At 60.4% G+C, this 14589-nt stretch carries 13 protein-coding genes; 5 read left to right on the top strand and 8 right to left on the bottom strand.

The window, feature by feature from the left end:
- Positions 1–212 precede the first annotated feature (212 nt).
- Positions 213–1256 carry an XdhC family protein gene (locus GT571_RS09805; RefSeq protein ID WP_161156963.1) on the bottom strand — a complete coding sequence of 348 codons (1044 nt, stop codon included), beginning with the start codon at positions 1254–1256 and terminating at the stop codon, positions 213–215.
- Positions 1257–1265: 9 nt separating this feature from the next.
- Positions 1266–2060 carry a selenium-dependent molybdenum cofactor biosynthesis protein YqeB gene (gene yqeB, locus GT571_RS09800; RefSeq protein WP_161156961.1) on the bottom strand — a complete coding sequence of 265 codons (795 nt, stop codon included), beginning with the start codon at positions 2058–2060 and terminating at the stop codon, positions 1266–1268.
- A gap of 102 nt (positions 2061–2162) precedes the next feature.
- On the opposite strand from yqeB, the gene yqeC reads away from it, so the two are divergent.
- On the top strand, positions 2163–2900 hold the full coding sequence (yqeC, locus tag GT571_RS09795; RefSeq protein WP_161156959.1) for a selenium cofactor biosynthesis protein YqeC: 738 nt from the start codon (positions 2163–2165) through the stop codon (positions 2898–2900).
- An 82-nt stretch (positions 2901–2982) separates the two neighbouring features.
- Here the strand turns inward: yqeC and hydA are convergent, their stop codons facing one another.
- The 5 genes from hydA to dpaL form a co-directional block, all read right to left on the bottom strand.
- On the bottom strand, positions 2983–4350 hold the full coding sequence (gene hydA / locus GT571_RS09790) for a dihydropyrimidinase (RefSeq protein WP_161156957.1): 1368 nt from the start codon (positions 4348–4350) through the stop codon (positions 2983–2985).
- Between the two features lie 8 nt (positions 4351–4358).
- The gene (locus GT571_RS09785) at positions 4359–4973 is read right to left on the bottom strand and encodes a nucleotidyltransferase family protein (protein ID WP_161156955.1); all 615 of its coding nucleotides are present in this window, start codon (positions 4971–4973) and stop codon (positions 4359–4361) included.
- 152 nt (positions 4974–5125) lie between these two features.
- Complete coding sequence (ygeW, locus tag GT571_RS09780; RefSeq protein ID WP_161156953.1) at positions 5126–6328, bottom strand: knotted carbamoyltransferase YgeW; 1203 nt, start codon at positions 6326–6328, stop codon at positions 5126–5128.
- A 203-nt stretch (positions 6329–6531) separates the two neighbouring features.
- On the bottom strand, positions 6532–7917 hold the full coding sequence (locus tag GT571_RS09775) for a YgeY family selenium metabolism-linked hydrolase (RefSeq protein WP_161156951.1): 1386 nt from the start codon (positions 7915–7917) through the stop codon (positions 6532–6534).
- A 74-nt stretch (positions 7918–7991) separates the two neighbouring features.
- Positions 7992–9206 carry a diaminopropionate ammonia-lyase gene (gene dpaL / locus GT571_RS09770; protein ID WP_117583046.1) on the bottom strand — a complete coding sequence of 405 codons (1215 nt, stop codon included), beginning with the start codon at positions 9204–9206 and terminating at the stop codon, positions 7992–7994.
- Positions 9207–9483: 277 nt separating this feature from the next.
- On the opposite strand from dpaL, the gene GT571_RS09765 reads away from it, so the two are divergent.
- The 3 genes from GT571_RS09765 (at position 9484) to GT571_RS09755 (ending at position 11654) form a co-directional block, all read left to right on the top strand.
- A complete protein-coding gene (locus GT571_RS09765; RefSeq protein WP_040359230.1) occupies positions 9484–10137 on the top strand; it encodes a helix-turn-helix transcriptional regulator in 654 nt (217 codons plus the stop codon).
- 123 nt (positions 10138–10260) lie between these two features.
- On the top strand, positions 10261–11223 hold the full coding sequence (locus tag GT571_RS09760; RefSeq protein WP_161156949.1) for a hypothetical protein: 963 nt from the start codon (positions 10261–10263) through the stop codon (positions 11221–11223).
- Between the two features lie 158 nt (positions 11224–11381).
- Positions 11382–11654, top strand: coding sequence for a hypothetical protein (locus GT571_RS09755; RefSeq protein WP_147293056.1), 273 nt, complete (start codon positions 11382–11384; stop codon positions 11652–11654).
- Between the two features lie 67 nt (positions 11655–11721).
- Here GT571_RS09755 and GT571_RS09750 read toward each other — a convergent pair whose 3' ends face one another.
- Positions 11722–13845 (bottom strand): DUF262 and DUF1524 domain-containing protein, encoded by a 2124-nt coding sequence (locus tag GT571_RS09750; protein ID WP_006235248.1) that lies wholly within the window; start codon positions 13843–13845, stop codon positions 11722–11724.
- 99 nt (positions 13846–13944) lie between these two features.
- Between GT571_RS09750 and GT571_RS09745 the strand changes: the two genes are divergently transcribed.
- Positions 13945–14589 (top strand): restriction endonuclease subunit S (locus GT571_RS09745; protein ID WP_192934697.1); only part of this gene is annotated, 645 nt, incomplete at its 3' end.

The following is a 14589-nucleotide window of genomic DNA, read 5'->3' as shown; positions in this document are numbered from 1 at the left end:
GGGGCTATTTCCGCGTTGCGCTAGCTGCGGAAACGCGGGGTCCGTTCAGGCTGTTGCGTTGAGATTGAAAATCAACCCTCCACAACTCCCCCGCACATATTGGTCCCTAGGGAACGGAGGAAAATGGCAGTTGCGGTGAAATAGGGACTGTTTGACAGCTTAGCTAGCTTAAACAGTCCGCATTTCACCGCAACTCATATATGGGGATGCGATTAGCGCTTGCGGGGGATGAGCTTGGTGCGGCGCAGCTGGATCATCTCGGCGGCGATGGAGATGGCTATCTCCTCGGGATCCTCCGCCTCGACGGCAACGCCGATCGGCAGGTGCAGTCCGTCGACCTGCTCCTGCGTAAAGCCTTCCCGTTCCAAGCGAGCCCGCACAAAGGCCGTCTTGCGGCGCGAACCCAGGCAACCCAGATAGGCTGGCTTGGCGCGCATGGCCTGAATCACCACGTCGATATCGGACTTGTGACCCGCCGTGGCGACGACTACCAGGTCGCGCGGACCGATGGGACACAGCTCGCTCAGGTTCTTGTAATCGACCAGGCGACGATCATAGACACCGGGCACCCATTCGGGCGTCAACGTGCCGGGGCGGTCGTCGCAGGCCACGACGGCAAAGCCCGCCGCCGTGAGTACGCGCGCCGTCGCGGCGCCCACGTGTCCGCAGCCAAAGATATAGGTCAGGCCCTCGGGGCAGAGCGTCTCGATGTGCGCGGGAGGAATCTCGGAGGCGGCGTTGGTGTAGGTGACGTTGCTCCCCTCTTCCACCAGCGAAAGCTCGGGGCAGCCGGCAATGGTATGGCGTGATGCCTCGCCATGGTACTCAGCCACATCGCCCTCGAGCGTCTGGGTGACAAACGGCTCAAAGTCGATAACGAAGTCGCCGATGCGTCGATACGCCAAGACGTCGGCAATCTCCTGGAACAACGTCGCCTGGGTCGCGTCCAGGTGCAGATAGCACAGGCAGATGGCTCCGCCGCAGATCATGCCGGTATCGGAGTTCTCGCCGCCCATGGTGTAGCGGACCAGACGCGATTGACCCCCGGCCAGCAGCTCGCGGGCCTCGTCCAGCGCAAAGAGTTCGATCTTGCCGCCGCCGATGGTGCCCGCTTGGCTACCGTCGGCAAAAACGGCCATCCAGGCGCCCACGCCGCGTGGCGATGACCCTGCCGTACCGGCCACGACCACCAGCTCGCACGTCTTACCAGCCTTCAGAGCGCCAAGCGCAGCATTCACCACATCGAGCTTTTCCATCGTCGCTTCCTATCCCCTAAAAACGTCGGTGAGCATGGCGAGCGCCTCGAGCACGCCGCCGCCGACCGATGTCGCCTTGTCCGAAATATAGTTGATGTAGCTGGTGTCGCCGCGCGGGTCGACATCGGCGCACTTAAAGCCCTCGATGACCTGAACGCCGTCTGCCAAAAGGCCGCGCAGGCAGCCGTCAATCTGCGTGACCATGGGCGTATCGCCCGCGTAGCCAATCACGTCGCCGGCGCTCACAATATCGCCGATCGCATGGTCGGACCGAAATACGCCGGCGGCGAGGCTGTGGATAACGCGCTCCTTGCCATAGCCGGCGATGACACCCGGCACGCCCGTATTGGGCTGGGGCGAGCCCTGGGTGATGACGCGGCCGAGGAAATGACCGCGCATGGTCTCGACCACGGCGTCGCAATCGACCGGCGCGGTAAAGCCCGGCCCCACGGCGATGACGACAGGCGCCATATCGCGCGTGGTGCCCAAGTTGCGCTTAGCCAGAATCGCGTCGACCACGGCAGCGGGTTTCAGTTCGTCGAGCATCTTGGCCTGGGGGTCCACCACCACGGCGACATCCCCCGCCTCGGTAATCGCAAGCGCCTCAGCCGGCGTCTGCACCAAGCGAGCGCGAATGCCTTCGACCTCGACCTCGCCCTGGCGAATGGCCTCGCAAAAACAGATTGTGCGGCGGATGCACGTGGGAACCGCGATATCGGCCATAACGACCGACACGCCGGAGCGCACCAAGCGAGCGGCGACGCCCGTGGCGATATCGCCAGCGCCGCGAACATAAACGAGCATTCCCGGGACACCTCCCTGTGCTACGGTTTGAGCAGAGCAAAAGCGGTTCGACCGCTACTCTGATGATTATTTATTATCACAGTATTATACGGCGGTGAACAGATGGAAACGGTTAGCGGCAGCCTTGCCTCGGCGCTCAAGATCGAGCCGGGCATTACCGCAATTATCGGCAGTGGCGGCAAGTCGACCTTGCTAAAGATGCTCGGCCTTGAGCTTATGCGCGCTGGCGGCCGCGTGCTCCTCTGCACCACCACGCACATGTTTCCCGTCGCCGGCGTGCCATGGGACGGGTCGAGCCGTCGTCTGGACGCTGCGCCCTGGAAGCCAGGTGCCTTACACGCCCCAGGCTGCACCTGCGAGGCCTGCTCGGGGCTTGTGCGGGGAAGCATCTGCCAAGCAGGCGTCTTGGACCCCCAGACGGGCAAGCTCTCCTCCCCTGCCGAGGCGCTCGACCAGCTGGCGCAGCGCTTTGACTACGTCCTGGCCGAGGCGGACGGCAGCAAGCGACTCCCGCTCAAGGCGCACGCCCCATGGGAGCCGGTGATTCCACCTGGCACGGCCAACATCGTCTGGCTCGTCGGCGCCTCGGGGCTGGGCAAGCCCATCAGCGAGGCCGTCCACCGACCCAAGCTCTTTTGCGAGCGGTGCGACTGCGAGCCCACCGACGTCGCCACGCCCGAGCGCGTCGCCCAAGTGCTCAATGCCGAGATGCAGGCGCTGAAACTCAGTACCGCACGCATCATGCTCAACCAAGTCGACACGCTCAGCGACCCGGCTATGGCAGGCCGCTTTGAGGCCGCCCTCGGCCGCCCCGTCGTCGCTAACAGCCTCCGGGGGTAGCTAATTTGGGACGAGGCTCTTTTAGCTACCCCATGTTGAAAAATCATCTCCCAAATTAGCTACCCTGGCGGCACCCTTCCTGTTAGCGGGGGACGTAGCGGCCGGGCTGGGCTCCGGTGGGCTCGCCGTCGCGTGCCGCCAGTACGCCGTTGACGTAGACGGCTTTGGCGCGACCATGCGCCTCAAAACCCTCGAGCGGCGTGTAGTCCACAGCCTGATGCTGCGTCGCTGCGCTAATGATCCAGCGCGCCTGGGGATCCCACACGCACACATCGGCATCGGAGCCCTCGGCAAGACATCCCTTGCGCGGGTACATGCCAAACACGCGCGCCGGGTTCTCGCTCATCAGGCGGCAGAGGTCCTCGGGGCCCAGCTGTCCCTCAAAGCTCGTGGCGATCGCGACAGGACGATGCTCCACGCCGGGCCCGCCGTTGGGAATCGCGCGGAAATCGTCGCGCCCGCGATCCTTTTGCCCGTGCAGATTAAAGCTGCAGTGGTCGGTGGCGATGGTATCGATCTCGCCGGCCACAAGCGCCTCGCGCAGGGCCGCACGGTCGCCGGCATGGCGCAGCGGCGGGCTCATCACATACTTGGCACCCGCAAAGCCGTCCTCGCCCCGCTCCAAGTAGCAAGTATCGTCGAGCATCAGATACTGAGGGCAGGTCTCGACATAGATGTTCTTCTGCCCACGCGCCTTGGCGGCACGGATGGCCTCGAGCCCCAGCTTGGTCGAAAGGTGCACCACGTTGACCGGTGCGTCGCCGGCCAGGTGCGCCAGATATAGCAGACGGCTCACGGCCTCGCCCTCGCACACGTCCGGGCGGCTGAGCGCATGACCCTCGGGCCCGTGGACGCCCTGCTCGTATACACGCTTCTGCAGCGCGTTAACCAGCGTGCCGTTCTCGCAATGCACGCACAGGATACCGCCCAGGCGCTTGAGTTCCTCCAGCACCTCGAGCGTCTCGGCATCGTCCAAGCGCAGATGGTCGTAGGCGAAGTAGGTCTTAAACGACGATACGCCCGCCTCGCGCATGGCGGAGAGGTCGGCACGGTTGCGCTCATTCCACTCGGCAAGCGCCATATGAAAAGCGTAGTTGGCCGTGCAGGTGCCGTCGGCGCGGCGATGCCACTCGGCAAGGGCATCGGGCATGGTCACGCCGCGGTCGGCCGTCGCATAGTCCACGATGGTCGTGGTGCCGCCGCAGGCAGCCGCACGCGTACCGGTCTCAAAGCTATCGGCTGTCCAGTCCATACCGGTCCAGCACTGCATGTGCGTGTGGCCGTCGATAAAGCCGGGGAACACCCAGCAGCCCGCGGCGTCCTGGACGGTATCGCCCTCGCCCGGCTCGATCGTCGCGGCAATTCGCGCAATCTTGTCGCCCTCCATGGCAAGGTCGGCGCGACGAAGCCCCTGGGGCGTCACAAGCGCGCCATTTTTGATAATGATCATGTTGCTCCTTATTGATTAATACAGTTGGCTACGCGATCAAAATACGAGCAGGCCGCGATATGCTCCGTTATGCGTCGCTGTCCCTCGGCGGTATCGACATCCCACAGCTCATAGGCGCGCGCTTCGACCAGCATCACGTCGGTACGGTCCTTGAGAATCGAGCCCCCGCCGTCCTTGCCCTCAAGACACATAAGCGCATCGAACAGTTCCGCCGGAAAGAGCACCGGGCTCGAAGGCTCACCGTTGCACGCAAGACGCACCGGATGCTTGCGGCCAAGCTCGTCAAATGCACGAACCATAGCCTCAAAAGAATCCGAACTCACGAGTGGCTGGTCGCCCGGCAAAAAGAGGCAACTTTTCCAGTTGCGTTCGACTCCCCACGAAAGGCCCGCACGGACGCTTTCGCTACGCAGCTCGCCATCATGCAGCACGCACGGGCAATGCTTGTCCTCGCAAATCTGGGCGACCTCGGGCCAACGCGTCGAAACCACGACGTCAAAGCTCCGGGGAACCGAATCGATAGTCCAGGCAATCAGCGGCTTGCCATAGATATCGGCGAGCATCTTGTTGGAGCCAAACCGCTTGCCCTCGCCCGAAGCCATAATGACGCAACCAAGTTTCATGGCGACACCTCCCCTGAAGCCATCGTACCCATAACTCGCGCCGCGGGGCACCCACATCGAAAGCGTTTGTCCCGCACGCCCACGATGCAAAAAGAGGGGCACCCCGCCGGTTGGCAGAGTGCCCCCTCTACATGGTTTACCTCAACCCGGCTTTAGGCCTGGAACCAACGGGCGGTGTTGCGCTCGTCGAGGGCCTTGAGGGTAGTGGTGGGATCGGCAACCTTCTGCAGGAACATCATGGCAGCGATGGCGTACGGCTTGTAGCTGGCCTCCTTGTACATGCCCACGCGGTGCATATCGAAGACGTCGGCGTTGACCTCGCCGTGCTCGCAGGAGACACCGGAGATGTCGGCGGGCAGCGGGTGCATAAAGATGGTGTCCTGGCCGTTGGCAGTCTTCTCCATGAGCTCGGTCGTGGAGCACCAGTCCTGATGGGTGGCGTTCTGGGCGAGCAGCTCCTTCTCGAGCGCTGCGATGCCGGCGTCGTCGCCCTCGGCGTACAGGTTGGTACGCTTCTCCATGGCGGCAAACGGAGCCCAGCTCTTGGGGATCACGATGTCGGCGCCCTCGAAGGCCTCGGCCATGGTGCTGACCTGCTTAAAGGTGGTGCCGGACTCGGCGGCATAGCCGCGGGCGCGCTCGACGACCTCGGGCATGAGGTCGTAGCCCTCGGGGTGGGCCAGGGTGACGTCCATGCCAAAGCGGGGCAGCAGGCTGATCAGCGACTGCGGGCAGGACAGCGGCTTGCCGTAAGAGGGCGAATAGGCCCAGGTGACGGCAACCTTCTTGCCCTTGAGGTTCTCAAGGCCACCAAACTCGTTGATGAGGTAGAGCATGTCGGCAGAGGACTGCGTGGGGTGGTCGGAGTCGGACTGCAGGGAGATGAGCGTGGGACGGTGATCCAGAACGCCGTCCTCGTAAGCCTGCTGGACAGACTCGGAGACCTCGGCCATGTAGGCGTCGCCCTTGCCGATGTACATGTCGTCGCGGATGCCGATGACGTCGGCCATGAAGGAGATCATGGTAGCGGTCTCGCGGACGGTCTCGCCGTGGGCGATCTGGGACTTCTTCTCGTCCAGGTCCTGCAGCTCAAGGCCGAGCAGGTTGGCGGCCTTAGAGAAGGAGAAGCGCGTACGGGTGGAGTTGTCGCGGAACAGGGAGACGGCCAGGCCCGAGTCGAAGATCTTGGACGAGACGTTGTTCTCGCGCAGCTGGCGCAGAGCGTCGGCGACGATGTAGAGTGCCTTGAGCTCATCGGTGGTCTTGTCCCAGGTGTGCAGGAAGTCGCTGCCGTACATACCCTTAAAATCAAGGCCGTTCAGCTGTTCGACGAGCTCGGTAAACTTAGCGTCCATGGAAATGTCCTTTCGAAAAGATGAAACGATCGCAATGAGTGGATATGCTCCGGCATGCGCGTGTGGCTAGAACATGCCGAGCACTATGACGAGGACCCGCCACCGTTGAGGAAGCATGGGATATAACGACCGCGGGTCCCCAAGTCAACAGGGGGTGCCGGGGACACGAGCGGCCCCCGGCTCAACAAAATCGAGGAATGGGACTAATCGATCTTGTTGTTGGTCAGACCGGCGCGGAACACGGTGGCGTCGCCATCGGCCTGGCTCGGATCGTAGAGGTTCAGGGCAGCCACGTACATGGCGGCAGCGGTGACAAGGTCGTCCTTGTAGGTGACCTCGTTGGGGGCGTGAGCCTGAGACTCGGCACCCGGGCCAAAGCCCACGCAGGGGATGCCGTAGCGGCCCTGGATGGAGACGCAGTTCGTGGAGAAGGTCCACTTGTCGCACAGCGGGCGACCGGTACGCTTGTCCATGCTGGGCTCGCAGCCGATGCGCTCGTCACCGAACATGGCCTTGTGGGCGTCGACGAGGGCCTTGACGTGCGGAGCGGTCTCCTTGTTGATCCACGTGGGGAAGTAAGCCTCGGTCTCGTAGACCTCGCCGGTCCAGGACGGACGGTCGTACATGTACATGGAGACCTTCACGTCGTCGCCGTACTTCTTGGCGGCCGGCAGGTTGCGAATCTCGTCCAGGCAGGACTCCCAGGTCTCGCCGGCGGTCATGCGACGATCGATGGAGATGGCGCAGGAGTCGGCCACGGCACAACGGCTGGGGCTGGTGTAGAAGATCTGGCTGACGGTGCAGGTGCCGCGGCCCAGGAAGCGGGCATCCTCAAAGTGCTCGGGGTTGTACTTGGGGTCGAGCATCTTGACGAGACCCTTGATGTCGGTCGACTCATCGCAGCCGTTGTTGTTGAGGGCACGGACGTCGGCGATGATGTCGGCCATCTTGTAGATAGCGTTGTCGCCGCGGTCGGGAGCGGAGCCGTGGCAGGAGGTGCCGTGAACATCGACGCGGATCTCCATGCGGCCGCGGTGACCGCGATAGATGCCGCCGTCGGTGGGCTCGGTGGAAATGACGAACTCGGGCTTAATGCCGTCCTTGTTGTAGATGTACTGCCAGCACATGCCGTCGCAGTCCTCTTCCTGGACGGTGCCGACGACCATGATCTTGTAGCCCTCGGGGATAAGGCCCATGTCCTTCATCATCTTGGCAGCGTAGGTAGCAGAAGCCATGCCGCCCTCCTGGTCGGAGCCGCCGCGGCCGTAGATGATCTCGTCGGTCTCGTAGCCCTCATAGGGATCGGCATCCCAGTTCTCGATGTTGCCGATGCCGACGGTGTCGATGTGGGAGTCGATGGCGATGATCTTGTCGCCCTCGCCCATAAAGCCCATGACATTGCCCAGGCCGTCGACCCTGACCTCGTCATAGCCAAGGCTCTCCATCTCGGCCTTGATGCAGGCGACAACCTCACCCTCCTCGCAAGACTCAGAGGGATGGCTAATCATTGCGCGAAGAAAACGCGTCATATCAGCACGGTGGGACTCAGCAGCAGCCTTGATAGCGTCGAAATCGAGTTCTTTAGCCATTGTTCATAACCTTTCAAACGAAGGAATCTACCTGTGAGGTGGCGGAGCGATACCTATTTACTCCGCCCCAACGATTAGCAAGTGGGATATTCGCCTTCCCAAACAATGCGGCGATACTGGTCGGGATCGGTGTCGCCCTCGGTGGAGAAGCAGAGCACGGAGCTCGTCTTGTCCAGGCCGATGAGCTCCTTGAGCTCGGCGTACTCGGGATCGAGCATGAGGGTCTCGACCAGGCCGGTGGTCACAGCGCCGGACTCGCCGGAGATGACGCGCGGGTCGCCCTTCTCGGGAGCGCCCAGGGTGCGCATGCCGCGAGCGGTGACCCAGTCGGGGCAGGACACGAAGGCGGTGGTGTGGTTGCGCAGGATATCCCAGCCCAGGATGTTGGGTTCGCCGCAGCACAGGCCGGCCATGATGGAGGGCATGTCGCCGTCCACGATGCGCGGATCGCCGTCGCCGGCGGCAGCGCCCTTGTACAGGCAGGCGGCAGGCGCGCACTCAACCACGACGAAGGTGGGCGGGTTATCGGGATACAGGTTGGTGAAGTAGCCCACCACGGCGCCGGCGAGCGAACCCACGCCAGCCTGGACAAACACGTGCGTCGGGCGGTTGATGGCCATCTCGCGCAGCTGCTCGGCAGCCTCGGAAGCCATGGTGCCGTAACCCTCCATGATCCAGGACGGGATCTTCTCGTAGCCCTCCCAGGCGGTGTCCTGAACGATGACGCCGCGCTCGCAGGCGTCGGCCTCGGCGGCGGCCATGCGCACGCACTCGTCGTAGTTGACCTCTTCAATGGTCACCGTGGCGCCCTCGGCGGCAATGTTATCGAAGCGGGGTTTGGTGGAACCCTTGGGCATGTGCACGACAGCCTTCTGGCCCAGCTTGTTGGCAGCCCATGCCACGCCGCGGCCATGGTTGCCGTCGGTGGCGGTAAAGAAGGTAGCCTGGCCAAAGTCCTCGGCCAGCTGATCGGAGGTCAGGTAATCGAAGGTGCAGTCGGCAACGTCCTTGCCGGTCTCGTCGGCAATGTAGTTGGCCATGGCAAACGAGCCGCCCAGGACCTTAAAGGCGTTGAGGCCAAAGCGATAGCTCTCGTCCTTAACGCACAGGTTGGACAGGCCCAGGCGCGCGGCCTGGCCGTCCAGGCGGGCAAGCGGAGTGACGGTGTACTGAGGGAACGACTGGTGGAAGGCACGGGCCTTCTTCACGTGGTCGAGACTCATGATTCCCAAGTGCTTGTCATCGCTCTTGGGCATCGTGTTGCCCGCCCACTGGATCTTATCGGCCATACGGTGAACTCCTTAAGTCCTCTCTTGCCGGCCCCCGCATACGCGTTTCAGCCCGATCCCATTCACACGGCTGAACTTTTATGTGGATGCCAAACAAAAAGTTTGTTAGTAATGTTCTATCACACTTTTTGATTGGTATACCTAACGAATTGTTTGTTGCCGCAATCGGTACTTTTTCGCCGCCGAACGGTCATGAATTGCCTTGTTGATGGATTTGTTTGCGGTCATGTGTGGTTTATGGCACAGTGAGCCCAAACTAATTTTTAGGAAGGCACCTATGACCCCCGCACAGATTGAGTTTTATAAGCGCCTTGCACACGGCCTGGCGCTCCAATTTGGCCCCAACTGCGAAATCGTCGTCCACGATCTGGAGACCGATGACGTGGACCACTCCATCGTAGTGATTGAAAACGGCCACGTCAGCGGGCGCAAACTGGGTGACGGCCCCAGCCATATCGTGTTTGAGTCCATGCACGAGGGCGCCACCGATGTACACGACCGCGAGCCGTACCTCACTAAAACCACCGACGGTAAGCTGCTCAAATCGTCGACGATCTTTATCCGCAACGACGAGGGCAAGCCCGTCGGCATTTTGGGCATCAACTTTGACATTACGCTTATGAAGGCTTTTGAGCGTTCGCTCGACGCCTTTACCGGCACCGGCGGCACGGGCTATACCGAGCCCGAGCCCATTACCAAGAACATCGGCGACCTGCTCGAGGACCTGCTGCACGAGTGCGAGCAGTTTGTGGGCAAGCCCGCGGCACTCATGACCAAAGACGAGCGCATTCGTGCCATTGGCTACCTCGACCGTCGCGGCGCCTTCCTCATTTCCAAGTCGAGCGAGCGCGCCTGCGAGTTCTTTGGCATCTCCAAGTACAGCTTCTATAGCTACCTCAATGAGGCCAAGGCGGCGGCCGGCGACAAGTAGGCACTCGCCTGGATTGCCCCTCCCCTTTTGGGCGCGAGTTCTGGAAAGCACGAATCCAAGACCGAGCCGCTTGGGAAGTTCCATATAATCGATGTCATTAGTATTTCGAAAGGATGGAACAGAATGGCGTTGAGCAAGGCATCATGCACCGGTCGCGGATTGATTCCGGCAATTGGTGGACATGTGCACCGCATGTTCGATGAGAGTGAAGACGACCTGTTTTCGCTGAGCCTTGACGACGTGATGGATGATCGCCCGTGGACCGCCGACGAACTCATGGGCGGCGGGGCTCGCCCGTCAAGTCCCAATCCCGCACTTGCGCCTAAGCCCGCATCTGCGCCGACGCCCGCGCCTACGCCCGCACCCACTTCGGCGCCCACGACCGCTCCCCGCCCCGCAAGCGACCCGTCCGAGACGGCGGCATTTCTCGCTGCGGCGACGCAGGGCAAATCGGCCGACAGCACCGTTATGTACAACGCCCAGCAGTTGCCCGTTCCTGCGGCACGCAAGCCTCCGGTCACAAGGCTCGATGAGCCCGTTGCCCATCAGGTTGCCTACGATTCCTGGGCTGCAACCGATCTGGATGAGACCTCTACCGGCATGCCGGCGCTCGACGTTCCAGTTAACCCGCTTTTTGCCGCCAACACGAGCGCCGCGGACTATGAGGGCGGTGCGGCATATTCCGATTATTCCGATGGCTATGCTGGCAACGGTCGCATCGAGACCGAGAACTATGGCACCGCATCGAGCGATTATCTCAACGATCCGTACGCCGCCACGCCTGCACCGGAATATGACCCGGAGGCCGCGTCCGCGCCGGCGTATACCAAAAGCACGGGCGAAGAGCGCTTTGCCGATTATTACGCCGAGGAAAAGGCGCTGCGTTTCTCGGAATTTCCGCAGGCAGTCAAGGTTGCCTTTATCGCCATTATCATTGCCCTGCTCGGTGTCATTGCGTTTGAGGGGTTCCAGCTGTTCCGCGGCCCCACCCAAGCGGAGTCGGAGACCCAGCAAAAAGAGAACGATAACCAGTACCTGGACATCAACACCCTCAAGGGCGACCCCAACGACGGAGACGACGAGTAGCGAGAGCTGAAGGCGGCCGCAGGATCCCGCATCCAGCACCGGCTTCTAAGTGCTGTTTTGTCATCCAGCTACACTTTTCCGAAGTTTTAAGGTGCCTATTTCGACACTTTTCCGGATTTTATACTCTGTCCCTCCAGATGCGCTTTACGGTGCAGGCGTTGGAAGAAGGGCCATGTGCCGCTGGCGGCCCACATGTTCTGCAGATCAAGCTGCTCGGAGACGGCTCGCGCGAGCCGTCCAGCTGGAAGCTTTTTGCCGACGGTGCGTGCGTTGCGGACGGATCCGGCGCCTTTGCCCGCGAGTGCTTCTGCGAGGGCGCCGAGGTGTTCCTGGACCTGTGTCGCGACGCCGTGCACGCGGCCGAGCTGCACCAGTGGAGCCAGAGGGAGTACGAGCTGCTGAGCGCGGCGCGCGGGATTGCGGGGGTGTAGGTGGGCAGATAAGCCATCGGCAATTCCGAGATGGCAAGGGCCGGGAATTAGATTCCCGGCCTTTAACCTAGCACTGCTTTATAAGATCGAGCACCGCGGGAATGTCATCGGCATTACGAAGAGCAACATAGGTCGGTAGGCCTGGGCCAAATCCACCCTGCGTACGTTTGTCCTGGCACATGTCCTCTGGATCAATTAGGTCATCCACGCTCTTTGCCAGGCCGACGGCAATCCAGCCACCGTTGCTGGTCCTACCTTCTAACACGGCATGCAGTTTTCGCTTGCCCGACCTGAAGCCTACATAGTACTTGGCTATGTAGGACTCCCACGAAGGGTTACCACTCAGAACGGACTCGCGCACCTCATCGAAAAGCTTCTGGTTGAGCCCACCTTCGGCAAAGGTGGGGTGGTTCTCATGCAGAGTCCAGACAGGAGCCTCGTCAGGCTCCCCACGAGAAGGACGGTACTTGTCGACGACGTCTGCCGGAAGGTCGGGATACTTCCATATCTCGCACGCTTCTTTCGCCAGCTCGTCCGCGCGCTGCCCAATCTCTTCCTCACCCCATTTTTCATGCGAGACAATCGATTTGTTTAGGTAGAGCGGGCTGCACTTAAATCCGACGTCAGGCAGATTGAGCTTGTCCGAGAACGACCGGTTTGAGTACTCCTGGTTGTAGCCCGTCAGCGTAAGATTTCCCAAGTTGTTGCACAGCCTGTCGTGGACGTCTTCCCAGTTCTCACCAAGCGATTCCTTCCAGCCGTGCTCATCATCAATCGTCTGGGGCATGATGTGCTCGATCTGGTAATCGTCGGCTGAGATGGACTCCTTCGGGTGGTGCCAGTTCTCCATGCGTTCCAGGTAATAGCGCTTTTTAGAGAAGCGGTTGTAGCAGTCACGCGCCTTAAACTCCTCGACAAAATGCTCGTCTGTCGGAAAGTATGCGGTCATACCGCTGCTGTGGATAAGGAGCATCGCCGTAACGTACTCCTCGATATCGTCCTGCTGCTCGAGATTGCGATACATGCCGGCAAAGAAATTATTTAGGCCCGTGGTAAGTCTGCCGCAAACCGCTCGCCTGAACAGAAACGACTCGATAGTCTCGCAGATACGTAAAAACGCATTGCGGTCTAGTCCATTCCCCTCGTAAACCGAATAAAGCAACATTAAGAGGGGCCTTATCTGCTTCACGTCGAGGCTTACGATTCTGCCGAACACTCGGCGCAGTCCGTCGTCCTTCTCCTTACCAAGGAACAGACTGGCGTATCTATGTGCATACCCGCGCAGCTCCTTAAGCAGGCCCTCGGTGTCACCATCGTAGTCGTCGGCGAAATAGCGCTTAAACTCGTAGTAGGCCTCGTTCTCCTTCGGCATCCTATTGGGAACTTTAAGCCACAGCCAGTACCAGATAAATGCATTGAACTCGTCCTCGCCGCCTTTTCCGAACAAGCACTCGAGTGGATGCCAATAACCCTCATAAAGCTTGGTCTGTTCGTCGTTGGGAAGCGACATTAGAACGTAGTTACGGATGAGGTCAATGGGCGTGAGCGGCTTGCCCTTGGAGTTCATGGACTCAAATATGAGCTGGGCATTATCAACGCCAGCGGTGAGCTTAGTGTCGATGACCTGCACGCGGTTTAGCCCCGCCCAAAGCCTTGCCGGGTCAAATGATTTACCACGCATCTTCTCGCGGAAGAACGCATGGTTCTCGACAATCCGATCCGATTTTTCATCTGGCACGGGAGCCCCAGACACGATGGAGAACAGCGTCTCTTTATCGTCCTGCGAGAGCACCAGCTTGTAGCGTGCCAGACCGTTGTAGTCGTCATCGTTAAAGAGGTAATTTTTCCTCAGCGCCGAGATTTTGAGGTCGCCAAGGAAGCCAGCCTTGTCGGGGTTGCTCTCCAAATAGTCAGCCAAAGCTGCAATCATCAACGAAAACGTCGTCATGCGCTGCTGTCCGTCAATCAGAAGCACGCGCGAAATGCTCGTGGCAGAGCTCTCGGACTCGGGGATATAAAGCATTGACCCCACGAAGTGCGATACGCCATCACGACCCGCTCGCATGACGTCATCCCAAAGCACCTCGCACTCTTTTACACTCCACGAGTAAACTCGCTGGTACACGGGAATGACAAACTGCATCTTCGCCACGCCCATAAGGTCGAGCAGATTCGCCTCGGTTGCTTTCATTTACGCTTGTCCCCTTTCTTGTTTACGCCGCTTGCGGTCAGTCCCCCACTGAACGAAAGACGCTAAAGACCAGAGCATCGAAGCGCTGGAGCAACCGGGATGCTCGTCTCACTAGATTTTACAACGCTTGTCGCGAATACAGTTGAAAGCCAATCCGGTTCCGATGGCTCCCCCTATGAGAAGCACGTGGACACTAAGGGACGCGTTCTGAGCGACAAGTGCATCGCGGACGAGGTTCCGTTTGGGATTCCGGAAAGCTGGGCCTGGGCGAGATTTAGTGAAGTCATTGGAATTGCAGCGCGTTTGGTCGACCCGTTGAAATATCAGGACTTTCCTCATATCGCGCCTGACAACATCCAAAAAGGCACCGGAAAGCTCTTGTTCTGTCATAGTGTTAAGGCCGACGAGGTTAAGAGCGCCAATCACCTGTTCTCTGCAGGACAGATTCTCTATTCGAAGATTCGTCCAGCTCTTCGAAAGGCGGTTATCGCCCCTTTTGATGGGCTGTGTAGTGCGGATATGTATCCGCTCAACACCAAGCTGCAACCTGAATATGTCCTCACGGTTCTCCTCAGCAATTTCTTCACTGAGGAGACGCTTAAGGGTGATACGCGTGTCAAAATGCCAAAGACTAATCAGAAGTCATTGAACGTCATTCTGGTCCCAGTTCCGCCTCTCGCCGAGCAGCGCCGCATCGTCGAGCGGGTGAACGAGCTCATGCCCCTGGTCGAGGAGTACGGTGAG

Source organism: Collinsella aerofaciens (assembly GCF_009876115.1).
In the GTDB taxonomy this organism is placed as follows: domain Bacteria; phylum Actinomycetota; class Coriobacteriia; order Coriobacteriales; family Coriobacteriaceae; genus Collinsella; species Collinsella aerofaciens_N.
This window is presented reverse-complemented; position numbering and strand designations above follow the sequence as displayed.